The following is a 22690-nucleotide window of genomic DNA, read 5'->3' on the forward strand; positions in this document are numbered from 1 at the left end:
ATTCCTCCATTAGTGCGAATACGTGGGATCACAAGGTCAGGAAGCCGTCGTACAGACCATAGGCCGCTACCAGGGCGCCGATGACAACGGCTGCGAAGAGCAGTTTTTCCACGTTGGTGAAGATCGGTTGGCCAATTTCATGTTTGGCCTTGGCGAACAGGATCACGCCCGGGGCATACAGCAGGGCGGAGAGCAGCAGGTATTTCATGCCGCCGGCATACAGCAGCCAGATGGCGTAGATCAATGCGATGGCGCCGATGAGCAGGTCCTTGCTGCGCTCTTTCGCAGCTTGCTCATAGGTTTCGCCGCGCATGGCCAGCAGGAACGCATAGGCCGCCGACCACAGGTAAGGCACCAGGATCATCGAGGTGGCGAGGTAGATCAGCGACAGGTAGGTACTGCTGGAGAACAGGGTGATGACCAGGAAGATCTGCACCATGGCGTTGGTCAGCCACAGGGCATTGGCCGGCACATGGTTGGCGTTTTCGCGGCGCAGGAACTCCGGCATAGTGTGGTCTTTGGCGGCGGCGAACATGATCTCGGCGCACAGCAGCACCCACGACAGCAGGGCTCCGAGCAGCGAGATGATCAGGCCGACGCTGATCAGCACCGCACCCCAGTGGCCGACCACGTGCTCAAGCACGGCAGCCATGGATGGGTTCTGCAGCTTGGCCAGCTCTGGCTGAGTCATCACGCCCAGCGACAGCACGTTGACCAGCACCAGGAAAAGCAGCACGGTGATGAAGCCGATGACGGTGGCCTTACCCACGTCAGAGCGTTTTTCCGCCCGTGACGAGAAGATGCTCGCGCCTTCGATACCGATGAACACCCAGACGGTGACCAGCATCATGTTGCGAACCTGATTCATCACGCTGCCCAGCTCCGGTGTACCGGTGGCCCAGATGTCAGCAGTGAAGATGTCGAGCCTGAAGGCGAACAGGCAGATCAACGCGAACAGCACCAGCGGTACGATCTTGGCTACCGTGGTGACCAGGTTGATGAACGCTGCTTCCTTGATACCGCGCAGCACCAGGAAGTGCACTGCCCAGAGCAGGACCGAGGCGCCGATGATGGCCGCCGGGGTATTGCCTTCGCCGAAGATCGGGAAGAAGTAGCCGAGGGTACTGAACAGCAACACGAAGTAGCCGACGTTGCCCAGCCAGGCACTGATCCAGTAGCCCCAGGCCGAAGAGAAGCCCATGTAGTCACCGAAGCCGGCCTTGGCGTAGGCATACACCCCGCCGTCCAAATCAGGCTTTCGGTTGGCCAGGGTCTGGAACACGAATGCCAGCATCAGCATGCCGACTGCCGTAATACCCCAACCTATCAGCACCGCGCCGACACCGGCGCTTGCTGCCATGTTTTGCGGAAGCGAGAAGATCCCGCCACCAATCATTGAACCGACGACAAGTGCAACTAGAGCGCCGAGTTTTAGTTTTCCGGACGAATCAGACATTTAACAACTCCTGCCAGGAGAAAGTTGACGACAGATTAGTTCCGACGCCGAGGCCATGACATGACCTAGATCAGTTCATGGTCGCGTGATGTAGGAAATTTCCTTCACGCAACTCCTGGAGAGTGCCGACAGCTCTGCTGCAGGCCTTATGCACCGGCACCTCCATGTCCTTCTAGAGCAAACGCTCTGTTGCGCCCGCGATGTCTGAAGCTAGCCGTTTTTGGGGCTTTCGCAAATTTTTGACAAGAATATTGAGTTTTATCAGTTTCTTTTCTAGTTGCTTCATAGCTGCTAATTTTTACAGGTAGGGTCGATAGATAAAGCAGTTATGAGCGCTTTGCCTTCATAATCAGCTTTTATATAAGCAAGCGTACTCATATGGCCCCCGAGGCTGTTTCAAACGTATGACAACACAGGAAAAAAGGAGCGCCATGAGCGAACCAGGACAAAAGCTGCGCCTTGGTGCATTGATCGCGCTGGTGGTCGGTTCGATGATCGGTGGCGGGATCTTTTCGCTGCCGCAGAACATGGCAGCACGCGCCGATGCCGGTGCCGTGCTGATAGGTTGGGGTATCACCGCGGTCGGCATGCTGGCGCTGGCCTTCGTCTTCCAGACCCTGGCCAACCGCAAACCTGAGCTGGACTCGGGGGTGTATGCCTACGCCAAGGCCGGTTTCGGTGACTACATGGGCTTTTCCTCGGCCTGGGGGTACTGGATCAGCGCCTGGCTGGGCAACGTCGGCTACTTCGTGCTGCTGTTCAGCACCTTGGGCTTTTACTTTCCGATTTTCGGTGAGGGCAACACACCGGTCGCCATCGGCTGCGCCTCGCTGTTGCTCTGGGCGGTGCATTTTCTGGTGCTCAGGGGCATCAAGGAAGCCGCGTTCATCAACCAGGTCACCACCGTGGCCAAGGTGGTGCCGCTGCTGATCTTCATCGTCATCGCAGCGTTCGCCTTCCGTGCCGACATCTTCACCCGCGATATCTGGGGCCTGAGCAACCCGCAGTTCGGCAATGTGCTGGATCAGGTGCGCAACATGATGCTGGTGACGGTGTTCGTGTTCATCGGTATCGAAGGCGCCAGTGTGTATTCCGGGCGGGCGCAGCGCCGCTCGGACGTGGGCAAGGCCACGGTGATCGGCTTTGTTGGCGTGCTGGCGCTGCTGGTACTGGTCAACGTGCTGTCGCTGGGGGTGATGACCCAGCCGGAGCTGGCTGGGCTGCAGAACCCGTCACTGGCCACGGTGCTCGAGCACATCGTCGGCCCCTGGGGCGCCTTGCTGATCAGTATCGGCCTGGCCATTTCGCTGTTGGGCGCGCTGCTGTCGTGGGCGCTGCTGTGCGCCGAGATCCTGTTCGCCACGGCGCGGGACAAGACCATGCCGCGCTTCCTGGCCAAGGAAAACGCCAACCATGTGCCGGCCAACGCACTGTGGCTGACCAACTGCATGATCCAGGGCTTCCTGCTGATCACCCTGGTGTCGGCGGGCACCTACACCAGCCTGATCTACCTGGCGTCGTCGATGATCCTGGTGCCTTATCTGTGGTCGGCTGCCTATGCGGTGCTGCTGGCCGTGCGCGGTGAGAGCTACGCCGAGCAGCCGGCGCTGCGGCGCAAGGACCTGCTCATCGGCGCCATCGCATTGATCTACGCCATCTGGCTGTTGTACGCCGGCGGCCTGAAGTACCTGCTGTTGTCAGCGTTGCTTTACGCGCCGGGGGTGATCCTGTTCGCCCGGGCCAAGCGCGAGGAGGGCCAGCCCCTGTTCACCACCTGGGAGAAGCTGATTTTCGCGGCGGTGCTGGCCGGTGCGGTGCTGGCCGCCTACTTGCTGTATTCAGGGCTGTTGAGCTTGTGACACGGCAGGGCATGGCCGTTCCGGACGGGACCAGATCCACAGGTTGCCCAGGGTCATGCCGGCGATGGCCAGGAACACCGGCCAGTGATGTTCGAGGAACGTCAGCATCAAGCCTGCGCACAGCAGCATGCTGACGGTCGCGCTGACCTTGGCCCGGCGCTGGATCACCTTGCCGTTGCGCCAGTTATGGAGGATCGGCCCGAACAACCGGTGATTCTCCAGCCAGGCCGACAGCTGCGGCGAGCTGCGGGTCGCGGCCCAGGCGGCGAGCAGGATGAATTCGGTGGTCGGCAGGCCGGGGATGACAATCGCCACCAGGCCGATGCCCAGGCTCACGTAGGCCAGGATGCCGTACAGCAGGCGCGACAGTTTCGAGCGGGCAGGTCGGGTCATGGGCTCACTGCGTAGAACGGTCCGGCCACCGGAGGGGCGGCCGGGTGATGCGTGTCAGGCCAGCGCGGCGTCTGCGGCGTAGGCATGCTTGAGCAGTTCGGTGAAGCGCTCGAAGGCAGCGACTGCACCGCGTTCGGCAGCAGCGTCTTCTTCGGCCGACAGCGCCAGGCCATCGAGGATACGGGTGAACTGCTTCCAGCCTTCGGCGCGACCACCGGCCGGTTCGCCGAGGTGACGGGCACCGAAACTGTCCGACAACTCCAGCGCCACGGCACGCTTGATCAGAAACGCAGCGCCCAGTTTGGAGCCTTCGGAGACGAAGATCCAGCCCAATGCCTCACCCAGGCTCGGTTTCTGCAGGGCGCCGGGGACCGCTGCCGGGACTTCGGTGTCGAGGTCGGCGAGGTCCAGGCGGGCCTGCTCGGCGCGGCAGCGCTCGGCCAGGTCGGGGACGATGGCGATCAGCTGCGGGTCGGTGTACAGGGCCTGGAGCTCAGACTGGAACAGGTACTGGGCGACGACGAAACGGGCGAAGCTTTCGCGGCTGTCGAACGGCTTGTGCGACTTGACCAGGGCGTCGAGCTCGGTGTGCGGGGCGTGGGTGACCTGGTTGAGGCGTTGCGAGCGCAGGGCAGGGCGGTCGGTCATGGGGGTGTCCTTGGAAAATGAGGGCGTCTAGTGACAAGACGAAACAGCGGGGTGGGGACAGTAAAAAAAGAAGTTCGGCGCTGGCCCTATCGCGGATAAATCCGCTCCTACGGGATAAACCGCCTTGTAGGAGCGGATTTATCCGCGATAGGGCCAGCGCTGAACGTCGTGATTCAGCTCAGATCAGATATCCCACACCACATTGATGGCAAAGTTGCGCCCCGGCATGGTCAGGCGGTCGAGGTTGGCCGGCTGGGTCACGGCGGCCTCGCCTTGGCCGTCGTAGCCGCGCACGTCATCCCACTGCCAGTACTTCTTGTCGGTCAGGTTGTAGAGCCCGGCATTGACCGTGACGTCGTCGGTCACCTTGTAGAAGCCGCTCAGGTCCAGTACGCCGTAACCGGGCGTGCGGAACTGCGAGCTGGCGCCATCGGGGGCGAAGAAGGTGGTGTCGTCGACGCGGGTCTTGCGCTTGACCAGGGTCCAGCTCAGCAGGCCGCCGTAATTCGGCTGCTCATAGCCCAGGCCGAATACGCCGGTCAGCGGGTTGACGCTGTTGAGCGGCTGGCCGTTGTCGTCGTTACGGCCGTTGGCGTAAGCGATCGAGCCTTGGGTATACAGGCCCTGCGGTGCACCGAAGTGGTCGAGGTTGAGGCGGCCTTTGACCTCGGCGCCCTTGATGGTGGCGTGCTTGATGTTGTTGGCCTGGAAGGTGGTGCCCAGGTTGGCCGACTGCACGGCGTCTTCGTCGATGAAGTCGCGGTACTTGTTGTAGAACACGGCGGCGCTGAAGTTACCGGCATCGAAGTTGCCGCGCAGGCCGGTTTCGTAGCTCTTGCTCTTCTCCGGCTCCAGGTCCGGATTGCCGCGCACGCTGTAGCCCAGGCCCGGGTTTTCGAAGCGGCCGTACATCGACTTGGCGGTCGGTGTGCGGAAGCCTTCGGCGTACTGGCCATACCAGGTGTAGTTGTCGTTGAAGGCGTAGGTCAGGCCGAACTTCGGCGACACGCGGTGCCACTTCTTGTCCGATTCGTCGAGGTTGCTGGGCGCTGTGCCCGAACCCTGGATACCGCGCAGGAACTCGTCGGTGAACTTCGGCTCCATGCGCGTGTAGTCGTAGCGGGCACCTGGCAGGAAGGTCCAGTTGTTCCAGCGGATTTCATCCTGCACGAACAGGCTGTAGGTGTTGACCGTCGGGTCCGGGAAGTCGCTGACCAGCGCCTGGCCGTCGCGCGGGCTGTCCTGCCCGATGGCGGTGCAGCCACCGCCAATGGCCACGCAGGTGCCGGTGCCGCTGCGTGAGCCGGTCACTTCTTCATGCTTGAGGGTTGTGCCGTAGGTCAGCAGGTGATCGGTCTGGCCGATGTTGAAGGCTTTGTCCAACTGGGCGTCGAACACCCACTGGCGGTCCTTGTAGGTGGTCTGGCGATCGCGCAACACTTGCCGTCCCGAGGCGACATACAGCTCATCGGTTCGTTGGTCGGTCTTGGCGATCTGGTAGTTGAGGCTCCACTTGACGTGATCGGCGACCAGGCTGTCGAGGCCGAACTCGTGGTTGATGCCAAAGCGCTCGCGGGTGACGGTGTCGTTGCCCTGGCGCATGCGGTAGGAGTTCATGGCGCCGAATCCTGGAATGAACGGGCCGCCCACGGCGCTGAGGATGTTCTGGTCGCGGTCATCCTTGTAGCGCTCGTAGGTGAACCCCAGGCGCGCGTCGTCGGCGTAGTTCCAGCCCAGCTTGGCCAGCACGTTGGTGGTGCGCACATCTTCAGGGTTGGCTTCGGTGCGGGACAGGCCGGTGCCACCGTGCTCGCCATAGGATTCGGTTTCGTGGCCGTTGCGCTGGCTCAGGTGCAGCAGGCCGTCGAAGTCGCCCTGGCGGCCGGCCACGCTGGCCGAGGTCAGCCAGCTTTCGTCGGCCGAGCTGTAGCCGGTCTTGAGGCGCGCACCCACATCCTTGCCAGGCTTGATGATGTCGTCCGGGTCGAGGGTGAAGTAGCTCACCGCGCCGCCAATGGCGTTGCTGCCGTACAGCACCGAGGCCGGGCCACGGAGGATTTCCACGCGCTTGACGATTTCCGGGTCGACGTAGTTGCGCTGGGTCTGGGCGTAGGGGCCGTAGAAGAAGCTGTCCGGGATCGACACGCCATCGACCTGGGTGAGGATCCGCTCGCCGTCGATGCCGCGGATGTTGTAGCCGTTCAGGCCGCTGCGCTGGCCCACGCCACCCACTGACACACCGGGCTCGTAACGCACCAGATCCTTGATGTCGTTGACGTTCTGCCGGTCCAGTTGCTCGCGGGTCTGCACGCTGACGGTGCTGGGCACCTGGCTTACGTCCTGGGCGCTACGGGTGGCGCTGACGGTCATCTGCTGCAGCGCGATAACGCTGCCCGCTGACTGGCGCTCGAGCACCACATTGCCGTTGCCGATCTTGCGATAGCCCAGGCCCGTGCCTTGCAGCAGGCGCTTGAGTGCCGCCTCCGGCGACAGCGAACCTTGCACGCCGGGTGACGCCACGCCGTCGGCCAGTTCGGCGCTGAAGCCAACCTGCCAACCGGTGACCTGGCTAAAGGCATTGATCGCCTCGACCAAGGGCTGTTGGGCAATGCTGAAGCGGTAGTCACCCATGCGCGGGCTGCTGGCTTGGGCATGTTCGGCGGCCAGCGCCGGCAGGCTGCAGGCACCACTGGCGAGCAGGGCCAGGGTCAGCAGAGACAGTTGCCCTGTACGGCGGGTACGGGGGGACGGGCGAGTTGGACCTGTGGACATCGAAAGCGCTCCCTGACGCGCGAACTGTTATAGGTGATGACTGTTCCTGTTTTGAAACAAGAATCAGTTGCATTGGCTATAACGAGACGGGCGGGGTAGCGCGATCGCGTAAAAATAATATTCAGGTCAGTTGAGGATGACCACGGCCGGATATTCGTGCAGCTGCGCCGAGGTGATGTGAGCCAGGGCGCGCAAGGTCTCCAGCGGCTGGTCGAGGCGGTAGTTGCCGGTCACGGCCATGTCGTCGAGGTGGCTGTTGCGGTTGATGATCCAACCGGGGTAGTAGCGGCGCACTTCGGCCAGTACCTGGCTCAACGGGCAGTTTTCGAAGACCAGGCGGCCATCGACCCAGGCGAGGTCCTTGTGCATGTCCGCGCGCTGGCGCTGGCCGAAGCCTTGGGGGCCGACGCTGATGCTGTCGCCGGCGCTGAGGCGGATGCGCTGGTCACTGTCCGCTTGCAGGTCGACGTCACCGCGTTGCACGCGAACCTGCGCCTCGCCATCGAGGTAGCGCACGGCGAAATCGGTGTCGCGTACCTGGGCGCGCAGGGGGCCGGCCTGCACTTCCAGCGGCAATTGCCCGCCGGCGGCGATCTGGAAATACGCCTCGCCTTGCAGCAGGCGCGCCACCTGGCGGCCTTCACGCAGGTCGCTGGCGAATGCCGAGTTGGTGTTGAGCAGCACCTTGGCGCCATCGTCGAGCTGCAAGCGTTGGCGTTCGCCTACCACGGTCAGGTGGTCGGCTTGCAGGCGCACCGGCAGGTTGCCGAAGGTGAGCAGCCCGACCAGCAGCACGGCGGCGGTGGCCAGCGGTTTCCAATGGCTGCGCAGCCGCCCGCGCAGGGACTTGCGCCGGCCTTGGTGCATCTGCGTGGCGGCCTGGCGCAGGGGCGTGCCGTTCCACAAGGCCTCGGCCTCGACGTAGGCCTCGGCGTTTTCCGGTGCCGCGCTGAGCCACTGTTCGAAGGCCAGGGTATCGGCGTCGGTGGCGCATTGCAGGCGAACCAGCCAGTCCAGTGCCTCATCCATCGCACGGGCGCGGGCGTCGGGCCCGGCGGCAGACGGGCGAGTGACGGGGCTGTCGGTCACGGGGAGTCCTTGAATTGATTTTTTCGAATGATCAAGGCTAAGGCGCAGTGTGGCAAGGGCTTCGGCTCACTCAGGCGGCCAACGGTCGGCTCATTTGAGGCGGTCGGCCACGCCCATGCAAATGGCCATGATCAGTTTCAGTTCCTTCTGAACCGTGCTGGCCGAAACCTTCAGTTGTTCGGCGATTTCCAGGTAGCTGGCGCCGTGCAGGCGGCTGAGGATGAAAATCCGCTGCTGGCGCTCGGTCAGCTGGTTGAGGCTGACGCTCAGGTGCTTGAGCAGCTGTTCGGCATGCGCGGCGTCTTCGCTGCTGCCAAGCGGTGCCGCGACATTGTGCAGGACCTCGTCGGGCACATCGTCGACCAGCATGCGCGATTGCACCCGGCGCGTGCGCAAATGGTCCAGGGCCAGGTTGCGGGCAGTCTGGAACACGAAGGGTTCGAGGTGCTCGATAGGCCGTTCGCCAAGGGCACGGGAAACCCGCAGGTAGGTTTCCTGCAGCAGGTCCTCGGCAGTGCTGGGGTTGCCCACCATGCGCTGCAGGGTACGCAGCAGGGAAAGGCGCTGGACGAGGAAGACGGAATTGAACCGGGACTGACTCACAAGGGGACCTGGCCGACGAAAGGTGAATGATAATGCTTATCATCTTGCCTGTTGGTCAAGCCTGGATGTGTTAGGAAAAGGTAAAGATTGTCTGTAGGAGCGGCCTTGCGTCGCGAAAGGGCCGCAGAGCGGCCCCAAGATATCAGCAGCGCTGCAAAAATCCTGGGGCTGCTCCGCAGCCCTTTCGCGACACAAGGCCGCTCCTACAACAACAGCTACGGGGTATCAGCGAGCGCTACACAACGCCAGGCAGTTATCCAGCATCCGGTTGGAGAAACCCCACTCGTTGTCGTACCAGGCCAGCACCTTGAGCATCCGCCCGTTGGCGCGGGTGTGGTTGGCATCGAAGATCGACGACAGCGGATTGTGGTTGAAGTCGCACGACACCAGCGGCAAGGCGTTGTAACCGAGTACCTTGGAGTGCAGGCTGGCCTCCAGGAACAGCTGGTTGACCTGCTCGGCGGTGGCCTCGCGCTTGAGGTTGACGGTGAGGTCGACCAGCGACACGTTGATCACCGGCACCCGCACCGCCATGCCGGTCAGTTTGCCGGCCAGCTCAGGCAGCACCAGGCCCACGGCCTCGGCGGCGCCGGTCTTGCTGGGGATCATCGACTGGGTGGCGGAGCGGGCACGGTACGGGTCGCCGTGGTAAACGTCGGTCAGCACCTGGTCATTGGTATAGGCGTGGATGGTGGTCATCAAACCTTGCTCGATGCCGAACTCGCGGTGCAGCACCTGGGCGATCGGGGCCAGGCAGTTGGTGGTGCACGAGGCGCTGGAAATGACCTGGTGCGAAGCACGCAGGATGTCGTGGTTGACCCCGTACACCACCGTGGCGTCGGCACCCTTGGCCGGCGCCGAGACAATCACCTTGCCGGCCCCCGCCGCCAGGTGCGCGGCCGCCTTGGCGCGGTCGGTGAACAGCCCGGTGCATTCGAACACCACGTCGATCGCCTCGGCCTTCCAGGGCAGTTCGGCCGGGTTGCGAATGGCGCTCACGGCGATGCGGTCACCGTTCACCGTCAGGCTCTCGTGATCGGACTCGACCGATGCAGCGAATGTGCCGTGCACGCTGTCGAACTTGAGCAAGTGGGCGTTCATCGCGCTATCGCCCAGGTCGTTGATGGCGACGACCTGCAGGTCCTGGCGGTAGCCTTGGGTATACAGTGCGCGCAGGATGTTGCGCCCGATGCGGCCGAATCCGTTGATGGCGATGCGTAGGGTCATGGCAGTACCTCTGGCGGTCCGAGTGAAACCTGTGGCACAAAGTAGCTTCACTGAAACGGTTTTGTTGTTGGAATTACAAGATTATTCACTGAGCGATAGAAAACAAGCGTTTTTACTGGCAGTATTTTGTTTAAACATACAACGAGTGGTCGGGCGATCCCTCTGCGCCGTTGCACCGGGCCCTTTACCTAGAGCCTAGGTCGCAATCGTTTGGAGGGGAAATGTCCGGTAAACCGCCCTAATCGTTAGCCTGGAGTCCAGTACATGCACCCGCGCATCCTTGAGGTCACCCAACGGCTGACCGAACGCAGCCGTGCCACCCGTGAACGCTACCTGCAGCTGATTCGCGGCGCGGCCAGTGACGGACCCATGCGGGCCAGTCTGCAATGCGCCAACTTCGCCCACGGCGTGGCCGGGTGCGGCGCCGAAGACAAGCAGAGCCTGCGGCTGATGAACGCGGCCAACGTGGCCATCGTGTCGGCCTACAACGACATGCTGTCTGCTCACCAGCCGTACCTGCACTTTCCCGAACAGATCAAGCAAGCCCTGCGCGAAGTCGGCTCGGTTGGCCAGTTCGCCGGCGGCGTGCCGGCCATGTGCGATGGCGTGACCCAGGGCGAGCCCGGCATGGAGCTGGCCATCGCCAGTCGTGAAGTGATTGCGATGTCCACCGCGGTGGCGCTGTCGCACAACATGTTCGACGCTGCGCTGATGCTCGGCATCTGCGACAAGATCGTCCCCGGGCTGATGATGGGCGCGCTGCGTTTTGGCCATCTGCCGACCCTCTTCGTGCCCGGCGGGCCGATGGTGTCGGGCATTTCCAACAAGCAGAAGGCCGATGTGCGCCAGCGCTATGCCGAGGGCAAGGCCAGCCGCGAGGAGCTGCTGGAGTCGGAGATGAATTCCTACCACAGCCCCGGCACCTGCACCTTCTATGGCACCGCCAATACCAACCAGCTGGTGATGGAAGTGATGGGCCTGCACCTGCCAGGCGCTTCGTTCGTCAACCCCTACACCCCGCTGCGCGACGCCCTCACCGCCGAGGCCGCGCAGCAGGTCACGCGCCTGACCAAGGCCAGTGGCAGCTTCATGCCGCTGGGCGAGATCGTCGACGAGAAGGCGCTGGTCAACTCGATCGTCGCCTTGCATGCCACCGGTGGCTCGACCAACCATACCCTGCACATCCCGGCGATTGCCCAGGCGGCCGGCATCCAGCTGACCTGGCAGGACATGGCCGACCTGTCCGAGGTGGTGCCGACCCTGTCCCACGTCTATCCAAACGGCAAAGCCGACATCAACCACTTCCAGGCCGCAGGTGGCATGGCCTTCCTGATCCGTGAGCTGCTCGATGCCGGCCTGCTGCACGAGGACGTCAATACCGTGGCCGGCCGCGGCTTGCGCCGCTACACCCAGGAGCCGTTCCTCGACAACGGCAAGCTGGTCTGGCGCGAAGGGCCACACCAGAGCCTGGACGAAAGCATCCTGCGTCCTGTGGCGCGACCGTTCTCGGCCGAAGGCGGCCTGCGGGTGATGGAAGGCAACCTTGGCCGTGGGGTGATGAAAGTCTCCGCTGTGGCCCCCGAGCACCAGGTGGTGGAGGCCCCGGCACGGGTCTTCCACGACCAGCAGTCGCTGGCCGATGCGTTCAAGGCCGGCGAGTTGGAGCGTGACTTCGTCGCCGTGGTGCGCTTCCAGGGGCCGCGCTGCAACGGCATGCCCGAGCTGCACAAGCTGACGCCGTTCCTGGGTGTGCTGCAGGACCGCGGCTACAAGGTGGCGTTGGTGACCGACGGGCGCATGTCCGGCGCGTCGGGGAAGATCCCGGCGGCCATCCACGTCTGCCCGGAAGCGTTCGACGGCGGCCCGCTTGCACGGGTGCGCGATGGTGATAGGGTGCGGGTCGATGGTGTCGAAGGCACCTTGCAGGTGCTGGTGTCGGCCGAGGAACTGGCCAGCCGCGACCTGCCGGCGCCGCCCCAGGGCAACGACCTGGGTTGCGGCCGTGAGCTGTTCGGTTTCATGCGCATGGCGTTCAGCCCGGCAGAGCAGGGTGCGAGCGCCTTCACCTCGGGCCTGGAGAACCTCAAATGAAGGACTTGCTGGTTGGCGACATCGGCGGCACCAATGCCCGTTTTGCGTTGTGGCGTGACAACCAGCTGCATGAGGTGAAGGTCTTCGCCACGGCGGACTACACCAGCCCCGAGCAGGCCATCGAGGCTTACCTGGACGACCAGGGTATCGCTCGCGGTGGCTTGTCGGCGGTGTGCCTGGCGGTGGCCGGGCCGGTCGATGGCGATGAGTTTCGCTTCACCAACAACCATTGGCGGTTGAGCCGCAGCGCCTTCTGCAAGACCTTGCAGGTCGAGCGACTGCTGCTGATCAACGACTTTTCGGCCATGGCCTTGGGCATGACCCGCCTGCAGCACGGAGAATTTCGCCAAGTGTGCCCCGGCCAGGCCGATCCGTCGCGGCCTGCGCTGGTGATTGGCCCGGGTACAGGCCTGGGCGTTGGCAGCCTGCTGCGCCTCGGCGAGCGGCACTGGCAAGCGCTGCCGGGCGAAGGTGGGCATGTCGACCTGCCCGTGGGCAATGCCCGCGAGGCGGCGATCCATCAGCAGATCCACCAGCAGATCGGCCACGTCAGCGCCGAAACGGTGCTCAGTGGTGGGGGGCTGGTGCGTTTGTACCAGGCCATTTGTGCGCTGGACGGTGACACGGCGCGGCACAAGACTCCGGCGCAGATTACCGACGCTGCCTTGGGGGGCGAGCCTCGGGCGTTGGCGGTGGTCGAGCAGTTCTGCCGCTTCCTTGGCCGGGTGGCGGGGAACAATGTGCTGACCCTGGGCGCGCGGGGCGGGGTCTATATTGTCGGCGGGGTGATTCCGCGCTTTGCCGAGCTGTTCCTGCGCAGCGGCTTTGCTGCGAGCTTTGCCGACAAGGGGTGCATGAGTGGGTACTTCGACGGGGTGCCGGTGTGGCTGGTGACGGCGGAGTTTTCTGGGCTGCTGGGGGCTGGCGTGGCTTTGCAGCAGGCGCTGGATCATTGATTTGAGAATGGGGCCGCTTTGCGGCCCTTTCGCGACACAAGGCCGCTCCTACAAGGGATCGCGGTCGCCTGTAGGAGCGGCCTTGTGTCGCGAAAGGGCTGCAAAGCAGCCCCAAATGGCAACAGCAGGCAAAAAGACCTGCGACAACAATAGGGGCGGGACACCTTGAGCACTGCCGGAAAAACGATCCTGATGGTCGACGACGACCAGGAAATCCGTGAGCTTCTGCAAACCTACCTGAGCCGCGCGGGCCTGCAGGTGCACGCCGAAGCCGACGGCCAGGGCTTTCGCCAGGCGCTGGAAAACACCCCCTGCGACCTGGTCATCCTCGATGTGATGCTGCCCGACGAAGACGGCTTCAGCCTGTGCCGCTGGGTGCGCCAGCACCCCCGCCAGTCGCGGGTGCCGATCATCATGCTCACGGCCAGCTCCGACGAAGCCGATCGCGTCATCGGCCTGGAGCTGGGCGCCGACGACTACCTGGGCAAACCGTTCAGCCCGCGCGAGCTGCAGGCACGGATCAAGGCCCTGCTGCGCCGCGCAGAGTTCGGCCAGGCGGCGCCGGCCAGCGCCGTGCTGGCCTTCGACGACTGGCGTCTGGACACGGTCAGCCACCGCCTCTTTCACCGCGATGGTGAAGAGGTCATCCTCTCGGGCGCCGACTTCGCCTTGCTCAAGCTGTTCCTCGATCACCCGCAGCAGATCCTCGACCGCGACACCATCGGTAATGCCACCCGTGGCCGCGAGCCAATGCCGCTGGACCGCATCGTCGACATGGCGGTCAGCCGTTTGCGCCAGCGCCTGCGCGACACCGAAAAACCACCGCGGCTGATCCGCACCGTGCGCGGCAGTGGCTACCTGTTGGCGGCTCATGTCGGCACCTGCTGAGCGGCGCTGGCGCCTGCTGCCACGCTCGCTGCTGGGGCGCATGCTGCTGCTGACCCTGCTGGTGGTGCTGCTGGCCCAGGGCTTGTCCAGCGTGATCTGGGTCGCCCAGCTGCGCGCCAGCCAGTTGCAGGGTTTGCGCGCCAGCGCCAGCAGCCTGGCCCACTCCATGAGCGCCAGTGTCAGCTACTTCCGCTCCTTGCCGGTGGCCTATCGGCCCATGGTGCTCGACCAGCTGCGCAGCATGGGCGGCACGCGCTTTTTCGTCTCGCTCAACGACAAGCCGCTGGACATGCCGGTATTGCCCGTCACGCCGCGCAAGCAGGCGGTCGTCGAGGTGTTCCAGCACGTGCTGCACGAGCGCCTGGGCGCGCAGATGGACATCTCCGTGGAGTTCGTCGGCCCCGATGACCTGCGCATCTTCAACAGTGGCCTGAAGCTCGATGAGCTGCCCCGGTCCTGGGCGCACTATTCGCTGACCCTGGAGCCGCTCAACCCGCCGGTACTGGTCACCCAGATTCGCCTGGATGAAGGCGAGTGGCTGTACATCGCCTCGTTGTTGCCCGAGCCCTACACCAGCCTCGAGGCCGAGCGCCTGCCGCGCCAGCAGATCGGATTCATCGTGCTCACCACCGCCTTGCTGTTGCTGTTCATTGGCCTGCTGGTGCATTGGCAGAGCTGGCCGCTCAAGCGCCTGGCCCGCGCTGCGCGGGAACTGTCGCTGGGCGCCGATGTGGCACCGGTGGCAGAAGGCGGCGGCAGCGAGGTGGTCGAGGTGGGGCGGGCCTTCAACAGCATGCGCGAGCGCATCAGCCGTTACCTTACCGAGCGTTCGCAATTGTTCAGCGCGATTTCCCATGACCTGCGCACGCCGATCACGCGGTTGCGGCTGCGGGTGGAACTGTTGGAAGACGAGCGCCTGCAGGCCAAGTTCAGCCAGGACCTGGACGAACTGGAGCTGCTGGTCAAAGGCGCACTGCAATGCGTGAAGGATACAGACATCCACGAGAACATCGAGCCGATCGACCTCAACCAGGTGCTGGAAATCCTCGCCGAGCCTTACCTGGGCGATGGCCGAATCACGGTCGAGGGCCGGGCCGTGGCGCCGTACCCGGGCAAGCCACTGGCGGTACGGCGCTGCATCGGCAACCTGATCGACAATGCCATCAAGTATGGCGAGCGGGCGCGCCTGCGCATCATCGACAGCGCCGATGCCTTCGTGCTGCAGGTGGATGATCAGGGGCCGGGGGTTCCGCAGCAGCGTCTGGAGCAGGTGTTCGAGCCGCATTTCCGGCTGGCCGGGCAGCAGCAGGGGTACGGGCTGGGCCTGGGGATCGCGCGCAACATTGCCCATAGCCATGGTGGCGAAGTGAGTTTGCTGAACTTGCGCGAGGGTGGGTTGCGGGTGACGTTGTATCTGCCGCGAGGGGTGGATTGAATTCACTGGCCCTATCGCCGGCAACACAAATGTCACTGCCAGGTGACCTACCCACCGGTCTTCGTGACATTCCAGCCAGGGCGGCTGGCTAGACTCAGCAATCCTCAGGCATGGATGAAGCCGTACATGAACCTCCTGGATTTCCCCACAGAGCCCTGGCTCAAAGCCGAAGGCCAGCACCTGCTGTCTTTCGCCAAGGCCTCGCGTGTGCCCCATGGCTTCGCCAGCCTCGACGCGCACGGCCAGCTGCCGCCCACGGCCACGGCCGAAACCCTCATCACTGCGCGCATGACCCACAGCTTCGCCCTCGCCCACCTGCAGGGTGAGCCCGATTGCCTGGCCTTGGCCGAACACGGCGTCAGCGCCCTGCGCGGGCCTTTGCACGATGCCCGGAACGGTGGCTGGTTCGCCGCCCCCTTCGGCCAGGGCGACAACGGCAAGGCAGCCTACCTGCATGCCTTCGTCGCCCTGGCCGCCAGCTCCGCCGTGGTGGCGGGCGCCAATGGCGCGCAAGGTTTGCTGGTGGACGCCATCCGGGTCATCGAAGCGCATTTCTGGGACGAAGAGGAGGGGGCATTGTGTGAAGCCTATGCCAGTGACTGGCAACGGCCCGAAGCCTACCGCGGCGCCAACAGCAACATGCACGCCACCGAAGCGTTCCTCGCCCTGGCCGATGTCACCGGCGATACCCTGTGGCTGGAGCGCGCCCTGCTCATCGCCGAGCGCATCATCTACCGCCATGCCGCTGTCAACGGCTTTCGCGTCAACGAGCATTTCGATACGCACTGGCGACCCTTGGTCGACTACAACCGCGATAACCCTGCCGACCACTTTCGCCCCTATGGCGTCACGCCAGGCCACGGGTTCGAATGGTCGCGCCTGCTTCTGCACCTGGAGGCGGCGCGGCGCTTGGCCGGGCTGTCGACGCCCGAATGGCTGCTGGAGTGTGCCCGTGGCCTGTTCGACAGCGCCTGCCGGCTGGCGTGGAACGTCGACGGTGAAGCAGGCCTGGTCTACACCCTCGGTTGGGATGATCGGCCGCTGGTGCGTGAGCGCCTGCACTGGGTGCATGCCGAAGCCTGCGCCAGTGCCGCAGCTCTGCTGCGGCGCACCGGCGAGCCAGCGTATGCGGTGTGGTACCAGTGCTTCTGGCAGTTCATCGACCGCTATTTCATCGACCGCAGTGCCGGCAGTTGGCATCACCAGCTGGACCCGGCGAATCGGCCTGCCGCGACCCTCTGGGCCGGCAAGCCGGATCTCTACCATGCCTATCAAGCCGTGCTGCTGCCAGGGCTGGCGCTGGCGCCCAGCCTGGCGGCGGGTTTGGCGCGTAATGTCACCAAACGATGACATTCACGCATCGCTTCGTTACCTGGCGCAGCCGGCACTCTGTTTAGACTCCATGCAATGCAAGCGACCGACTTGCCCGCATAACAACAAGAAAGGTATTCCGATGAATTCCACGCTCCGTCTCGCTGCCGCGATCTCCCTTGCCTCTGCCTTCCCGCTCAGTGCCATGGCCGCCGATTCGAAAGGCAGCGTCGAGGTGGTGCACTGGTGGACCTCAGGCGGTGAAAAAGCCGCGGTCGATGTGCTCAAGGCCCAGGTCGAACAGGATGGCTTCACCTGGAAAGACGGCGCGGTCGCCGGTGGTGGCGGCGCCACGGCGATGACCGTGCTCAAGAGCCGCGCCGTGGCTGGCAACCCACCTGGTGTGGCCCAGATCAAGGGCCCGGATATCCAGGACTGGGCAGCCACCGGCCTGCTCGATGCCGACGTGCTCAAGGATGTGGCCAAACAGGAGCAGTGGGACACGCTGCTCGACAAGAAAGTCGCCGACACCGTGAAGTACGAAGGTGACTACGTCGCCGTGCCGGTGAACATCCACCGCATCAACTGGCTGTGGATCAACCCCGAAGTGTTCAAGAAGGCCGGCATCGACAAGGCGCCGGCCACCCTCGACGAATTCTACGCTGCGGCCGACAAGCTCAAGGCCGCCGGTTTCATCCCGCTAGCCCATGGTGGTCAGCCCTGGCAGGACAGCACCGTGTTCGAAAGCGTGGTGCTGTCGGTGATGGGTGTGGACGGCTACAAGAAGGCGCTGGTCGACCTCGACAATGCGGCGCTGACCGGGCCGGAAATGGTCAAGGCGCTGACCGAGCTGAAGAAGGTCGCCACCTACATGGACCCGGACGGCAAGGGCCAGGACTGGAACCTGGAAGCGGCCAAGGTCATCAACGGCAAGGCCGGCATGCAGATCATGGGCGACTGGGCCAAGAGCGAGTGGACCCTGGCCAAGAAGGTCGCCGGCAAGGACTACCAGTGCGTGGCGTTCCCCGGTACCGACCAGGCCTTCCTCTACAACATCGACTCGCTGGTGGTGTTCAAGCAGAAGGACCCGGGCACGGCCGCCGGCCAGCAGGACATCGCGCGCAAGGTCCTCGGCCAGGACTTCCAGAAAGTCTTCAGCACCAACAAGGGGTCGATCCCGGTGCGTAACGACATGCTCGCCGACATGGGCAAGTACGGCTTCGATGCCTGCGCCCAGACCTCTGCAAAAGACTTCCTGGCCGACGCCAAGACCGGCGGCCTGCAGCCGAGCATGGCGCACAACATGGCCACCACGCTGGCCGTGCAGGGCGCGTTCTTCGATGTGGTGACCAACTACATCAACGACCCCAAGGCCGACCCGGCCGATGCGGCGAAGAAGCTGGCGGCGGCGGTCAAGGCGGCCAAGTAGGCACTTCAGAGGCTGCACCGCCCTTTGTGGGAGCGGGCTTGTCCCGCGAAGCATGCACCGCGTTGCCTGGCACCGGCTGAGCCGGTGTTCGCGGGGCAAGCCCGCTCCCACAGGGATCGCGCACGCTACTTGGTTTTCTGAGCAAGGTGACCCATGACTACAGCAACCGCCCAACTGCGGGCCTCCCCCCTGGACGCGCTTCAGCGCTGGCTACCGAAACTGGTACTGGCGCCGAGCATGTTCATCGTCCTGGTGGGGTTCTATGGCTACATCCTGTGGACCTTCGTCCTGTCCTTCACCACCTCGACCTTCCTGCCGACCTACAAGTGGGCGGGGCTGGCGCAATACGCCCGGCTGTTCGACAACGACCGCTGGTGGGTGGCGAGCAAGAACCTGCTGGTGTTCGGCGGCCTGTTCATCGCCATCAGCCTGGCCATCGGCGTGCTGCTGGCGGTGCTGCTCGACCAGCGTATCCGCCGCGAAGGCTTCATTCGCACCATCTACCTCTACCCCATGGCACTGTCGATGATCGTCACCGGCACTGCCTGGAAGTGGCTGCTCAACCCCGGCATGGGCCTGGACAAGCTGCTGCGCGACTGGGGCTGGGAGGGCTTTCGCCTGGACTGGCTGATCGACCCCGACCGCGTGGTGTACTGCCTGGTGATCGCTGCCGTGTGGCAGGCCTCGGGCTTCATCATGGCGATGTTCCTTGCCGGCCTGCGCGGCGTTGACCCGTCGATCATCCGCGCCGCGCAGATCGACGGTGCGAGCCTGCCGCGCATCTACTGGACCGTGGTGCTGCCGAGCCTGCGCCCGGTGTTCTTCAGCGCACTGATGATCCTCTCGCACATCGCCATCAAGAGCTTCGACCTGGTCGCGGCAATGACCGCCGGCGGGCCGGGGTATTCGTCCGACCTGCCGGCGATGTTCATGTACTCGTTCACCTTCAGCCGCGGCCAGATGGGCATGGGCTCGGCCAGCGCCATCCTGATGCTCGGGGCGATCCTGGCGATCCTCGTGCCTTACCTGTACTCGGAGTTGCGGAGCAAACGCCATGCATAGCCCTGCCGCAAGAATGAGCCTGAGCCGCCTCGCCATCCACGCCGTGTTGCTGGGCGCCGTGCTGCTGTACCTGGTGCCGCTGGTGGTGATGCTGCTGACCAGCTTCAAGACCCCGGAAGACATCGGCAGCGGCAACCTGCTGAGCTGGCCGGTGGTGGTCACCGGCATCGGCTGGGTCAAGGCCTGGGAGACGGTGAGCGGGTACTTCTGGAACTCGATCATGATCACCGTGCCGGCGGTGCTGATTTCCACCGCCATCGGCGCGCTCAATGGCTATGTGCTGTCCATGTGGCGCTTCCGCGGTTCGCAGCTGTTCTTCGGCCTGCTGCTGTTCGGCTGCTTCCTGCCGTTCCAGACCGTGCTGCTGCCGGCTTCGTTCACCCTCGGCAAGCTGGGCCTGGCCAGTACCACTGGCGGCCTGGTGCTGGTGCATGTGGTCTACGGCCTGGCGTTCACCACGCTGTTTTTCCGCAACTTCTACGTCAGTGTGCCCGATGCGCTGGTCAAGGCGGCGCGCTTGGACGGCGCCGGCTTCTTCACCATCTTGCGCCGCATCATCCTGCCGATGTCGACGCCGATCATCATGGTCTGCCTGATCTGGCAGTTCACCCAGATCTGGAACGATTTCCTGTTCGGCGTGGTGTTTTCCAGCGGCGACTCGCAACCGATCACCGTGGCCCTGAACAACCTGGTCAACACCAGCACCGGGGCCAAGGAATACAACGTCGACATGGCGGCGGCGATGATCGCCGGCCTGCCAACCCTGCTGGTCTACGTGGTGGCAGGCAAGTATTTCGTCCGCGGGCTCACGGCCGGCGCCGTCAAGGGGTAAGTCATGGCAACGCTTGAACTTCGTAATGTGAACAAGACCTACGGCAGTGGACTGCCGGACACCCTCAAGGACATCCAGCTGTCGATCAGGGACGGCGAGTTCCTGATCCTGGTCGGCCCTTCGGGCTGTGGTAAATCGACCCTGATGAACTGCATCGCCGGCCTTGAGAACATCACTGGCGGCGCGATCCTCATCGACGACCAGGACGTCAGTGGCATGAGCCCCAAGGATCGCGACATCGCCATGGTGTTCCAGTCCTACGCGCTGTACCCGACCATGAGCGTGCGCGAAAACATCGAGTTCGGCCTGAAGATCCGCAAGATGCCCCAGGCGGCCATCGACGAGGAAGTGGCGCGGGTGGCCAAGCTGCTGCAGATCGAGCACCTGCTGGCGCGCAAGCCGGCGCAGCTGTCCGGGGGCCAGCAGCAGCGGGTGGCCATGGGCCGGGCGCTGGCGCGCCGGCCCAAGCTCTACCTGTTCGACGAACCGCTGTCGAACCTCGACGCCAAGCTACGGGTCGAGATGCGCACCGAAATGAAACTGATGCACCAGCGCCTGAAGACCACCACGGTGTACGTCACCCACGACCAGATCGAGGCCATGACCCTGGGCGACAAGGTGGCGGTCATGAAGGACGGCATCATCCAGCAGTTCGGCACCCCGCAGCAGATCTACAACGACCCGGCCAACCAGTTCGTCGCCAGCTTCATCGGCTCGCCGCCGATGAACTTCATCCCCGTACGTCTGGCTAAACAGGACGGGCGTCTGCTGGCTTTGCTCGACAGTGGCCAGGCGCGTTGCGAGTTGCCATTGGGGGTGGCCGCAGAAGGATTGGAGGGCCGTGAAATCATCCTTGGCATTCGCCCGGAACAGATCACTCAGGGCTCGGGGGAGGGCAATGGCCTGCCGGGTATTCGCGCCGAAGTGCAGGTCACCGAGCCTACTGGGCCGGACTTGCTGGTGTTCGTCACCCTCAATCAGACCAAGGTCTGCTGCCGCCTGGCACCGGACATCACGTGCAAGGTCGGGGACAGCCTGAACCTGCAGTTCGATCCCGCGCGGGTGCTGCTGTTCGATGCCGCCAGCGGTGAACGCCTGGGCCTGGGCGCTGGCAACGCATCACTGAAAGACAACGTGGCTCACTTCAAGAGCCGTTGACATCGTCTACACCATCAATAAGAAAAAAGAGGACGCAAAGGGATGGAACAGCGCAATCGCACCTGGACCTTGGGCTCGCTGGCCTTGCTTGCCATGGTCGGCAGCAGTGGCCTGCAGGCCGCCGAGGCCTTCTCCAGCGAATCGAAATGGATGTCCGGCGACTGGGGTGGCACCCGCACCGAGCTGCTGGAAAAAGGCTACGACTTCACCCTCGACTACGTCGGTGAGGTGGCCGGTAACCTCGATGGCGGTTACAACGACGACAAGACCGCCCGTTACAGCGACCAGTTCGCCCTTGGCGCGCACCTTGACCTGCAGAAGATCCTTGGCTGGCACGATGCTGAGTTCAAGCTGGCGATCACCGAGCGAAGCGGGCGCAACCTGTCCAACGACCGCATCAGCGACCCGCGTGCCGGGCAGTTCAGCTCCGTGCAGGAGGTGTGGGGCCGTGGCCAGACCTGGCGCCTGACCCAGATGTGGATCAAGCAGAAGTACTTCGACGGTGCCCTGGACGTGAAATTCGGCCGCTTCGGCGAAGGGGAGGACTTCAACAGTTTCCCCTGCGACTTCCAGAACCTGGCCTTTTGCGGCTCGCAGGTGGGCAACTGGGTCGGCGGCATCTGGTACAACTGGCCGGTCAGCCAGTGGGCGCTGCGGGTCAAGTACAACATCACCCCGGAATTCTTCGTCCAGGTCGGCGCCTTCGAGCAGAACCCCTCGAACCTTGAGACGGGCAACGGCTTCAAGCTCAGCGGCAGCGGCACCGAGGGTGCGATCTTGCCGGTGGAGATGGTCTGGTCGCCGAAGGTCAATGACCTGCCCGGCGAGTACCGCCTGGGCTACTACTACAGCACGGCCAAGGCCGACGACGTGTTCGACGACGTCAATGGCAACCCGCAGGCGCTCACCGGCGGGGATTTCAAATCGCATTCGAGCAAGCACGGTTGGTGGGTGGTGGCCCAGCAGCAGGTCACTGCCCATGGCGGCGACGTCAACCGCGGGCTGAGCCTGTTCGCCAACTTCACCGTGCATGACCAGGCTACCAACGTGGTCGACAACTACCAGCAGGTTGGCCTGGTCTACAAGGGCGCTTTCGATGCCCGGCCCAAGGACGATATCGGCTTCGGCGTGGCCCGCATCCATGTGAACGACGACGTCAAGAAGCGCGCCGAGCTGCTAAATGCCCAGAGCGGCATCGATGACTATGACAACCCAGGCTTCGTGCCGCTGCAACGTACCGAGTACAACGCCGAGCTCTACTATGGCTTCCACGTCACCAACTGGCTGACCGTGCGGCCCAACCTGCAGTACATCAAGAGCCCGGGCGGGGTGGACGAGGTGGATAACGCGCTGGTCGCCGGCCTGAAGATTCAGTCGTCATTCTGAGCCCATTTGTTGTAAATTTACGCCAATCCAATTTCGGCTTCCGGCATCCACTGGTTTGCAGTGGTTGTCGGGGGTAGGCCGAGACAGCGCTATCT

General features: G+C 63.8%; 18 protein-coding genes. 11 read left to right on the forward strand and 7 right to left on the reverse strand.

From position 1 onward, the window contains the following. Nucleotides 1-28: 28 nt before the first annotated feature. Entirely contained in the window at nt 29-1456 is a 1428-nt protein-coding gene (gene arcD / locus ACIPZG_RS01430) for an arginine-ornithine antiporter (RefSeq protein ID WP_400709457.1), read from the reverse strand. Nucleotides 1457-1887: 431 nt separating this feature from the next. On the opposite strand from arcD (ACIPZG_RS01430), the gene arcD (ACIPZG_RS01435) reads away from it, so the two are divergent. Further along, the gene (gene arcD / locus ACIPZG_RS01435) at nt 1888-3315 is read left to right on the forward strand and encodes an arginine-ornithine antiporter (protein ID WP_400709460.1); all 1428 of its coding nucleotides are present in this window, start codon (nt 1888-1890) and stop codon (nt 3313-3315) included. Here the strand turns inward: arcD (ACIPZG_RS01435) and ACIPZG_RS01440 are convergent. The 6 genes from ACIPZG_RS01440 to gap form a co-directional block, all read right to left on the reverse strand. Continuing rightward, a complete protein-coding gene (locus tag ACIPZG_RS01440) occupies nt 3295-3708 on the reverse strand; it encodes a YbaN family protein (RefSeq protein WP_400639164.1) in 414 nt (137 codons plus the stop codon). The two genes, arcD (ACIPZG_RS01435) and ACIPZG_RS01440, sit on opposite strands and share 21 nt — an antisense overlap. Nucleotides 3709-3762: 54 nt before the next feature. After that, nucleotides 3763-4356 carry a biliverdin-producing heme oxygenase gene (locus tag ACIPZG_RS01445; RefSeq protein WP_400639165.1) on the reverse strand — a complete coding sequence of 198 codons (594 nt, stop codon included), beginning with the start codon at nt 4354-4356 and terminating at the stop codon, nt 3763-3765. A gap of 183 nt (nt 4357-4539) precedes the next feature. Continuing rightward, nucleotides 4540-7128, reverse strand: a complete 2589-nt coding sequence (locus ACIPZG_RS01450) for a TonB-dependent receptor (RefSeq protein WP_400709463.1) — start codon at nt 7126-7128, stop codon at nt 4540-4542. A gap of 126 nt (nt 7129-7254) precedes the next feature. Then, on the reverse strand, nt 7255-8217 hold the full coding sequence (locus tag ACIPZG_RS01455) for a FecR family protein (RefSeq protein WP_400709466.1): 963 nt from the start codon (nt 8215-8217) through the stop codon (nt 7255-7257). 90 nt (nt 8218-8307) lie between these two features. Beyond that, nucleotides 8308-8820, reverse strand: coding sequence for an RNA polymerase sigma factor (locus tag ACIPZG_RS01460; RefSeq protein ID WP_008094228.1), 513 nt, complete (start codon nt 8818-8820; stop codon nt 8308-8310). Nucleotides 8821-9045: 225 nt separating this feature from the next. Continuing rightward, nucleotides 9046-10047, reverse strand: coding sequence for a type I glyceraldehyde-3-phosphate dehydrogenase (gene gap / locus ACIPZG_RS01465; RefSeq protein ID WP_400709469.1), 1002 nt, complete (start codon nt 10045-10047; stop codon nt 9046-9048). A gap of 264 nt (nt 10048-10311) precedes the next feature. Here gap and edd point away from each other — a divergent pair, with 264 nt between their 5' ends. The 10 genes from edd (at nt 10312) to ACIPZG_RS01515 (ending at nt 22595) form a co-directional block, all read left to right on the forward strand. Continuing rightward, entirely contained in the window at nt 10312-12138 is a 1827-nt protein-coding gene (edd, locus tag ACIPZG_RS01470) for a phosphogluconate dehydratase (RefSeq protein WP_400709472.1), read from the forward strand. Next, on the forward strand, nt 12135-13094 hold the full coding sequence (locus ACIPZG_RS01475) for a glucokinase (protein ID WP_400709475.1): 960 nt from the start codon (nt 12135-12137) through the stop codon (nt 13092-13094). The genes edd and ACIPZG_RS01475 overlap by 4 nt, the downstream gene beginning before the upstream one ends. A gap of 192 nt (nt 13095-13286) precedes the next feature. After that, nucleotides 13287-13982, forward strand: a complete 696-nt coding sequence (gene gltR, locus ACIPZG_RS01480; RefSeq protein ID WP_400710849.1) for a two-component system response regulator GltR — start codon at nt 13287-13289, stop codon at nt 13980-13982. Then, nucleotides 13966-15417, forward strand: coding sequence for an ATP-binding protein (locus ACIPZG_RS01485; RefSeq protein WP_400709478.1), 1452 nt, complete (start codon nt 13966-13968; stop codon nt 15415-15417). The genes gltR and ACIPZG_RS01485 overlap by 17 nt, the downstream gene beginning before the upstream one ends. Nucleotides 15418-15543: 126 nt before the next feature. Next, a complete protein-coding gene (locus ACIPZG_RS01490) occupies nt 15544-16767 on the forward strand; it encodes an AGE family epimerase/isomerase (protein ID WP_400709481.1) in 1224 nt (407 codons plus the stop codon). Nucleotides 16768-16870: 103 nt separating this feature from the next. Continuing rightward, the gene (locus ACIPZG_RS01495) at nt 16871-18157 is read left to right on the forward strand and encodes an ABC transporter substrate-binding protein (protein ID WP_400709484.1); all 1287 of its coding nucleotides are present in this window, start codon (nt 16871-16873) and stop codon (nt 18155-18157) included. Between the two features lie 153 nt (nt 18158-18310). Then, the gene (locus ACIPZG_RS01500) at nt 18311-19219 is read left to right on the forward strand and encodes a carbohydrate ABC transporter permease (RefSeq protein ID WP_400639174.1); all 909 of its coding nucleotides are present in this window, start codon (nt 18311-18313) and stop codon (nt 19217-19219) included. After that, nucleotides 19212-20051, forward strand: coding sequence for a carbohydrate ABC transporter permease (locus ACIPZG_RS01505; protein ID WP_400709487.1), 840 nt, complete (start codon nt 19212-19214; stop codon nt 20049-20051). Before ACIPZG_RS01500 ends, ACIPZG_RS01505 begins: the two co-directional genes overlap by 8 nt. A gap of 3 nt (nt 20052-20054) precedes the next feature. After that, nucleotides 20055-21209, forward strand: coding sequence for an ABC transporter ATP-binding protein (locus tag ACIPZG_RS01510; protein WP_400709490.1), 1155 nt, complete (start codon nt 20055-20057; stop codon nt 21207-21209). Between the two features lie 93 nt (nt 21210-21302). Continuing rightward, nucleotides 21303-22595, forward strand: a complete 1293-nt coding sequence (locus tag ACIPZG_RS01515; RefSeq protein WP_400639364.1) for a carbohydrate porin — start codon at nt 21303-21305, stop codon at nt 22593-22595. The last annotated feature ends 95 nt before the right edge of the window (nt 22596-22690 follow it).

The sequence above is a fragment of the Pseudomonas sp. NPDC089395 genome, assembly GCF_044749525.1.
GTDB lineage: Bacteria > Pseudomonadota > Gammaproteobacteria > Pseudomonadales > Pseudomonadaceae > Aquipseudomonas.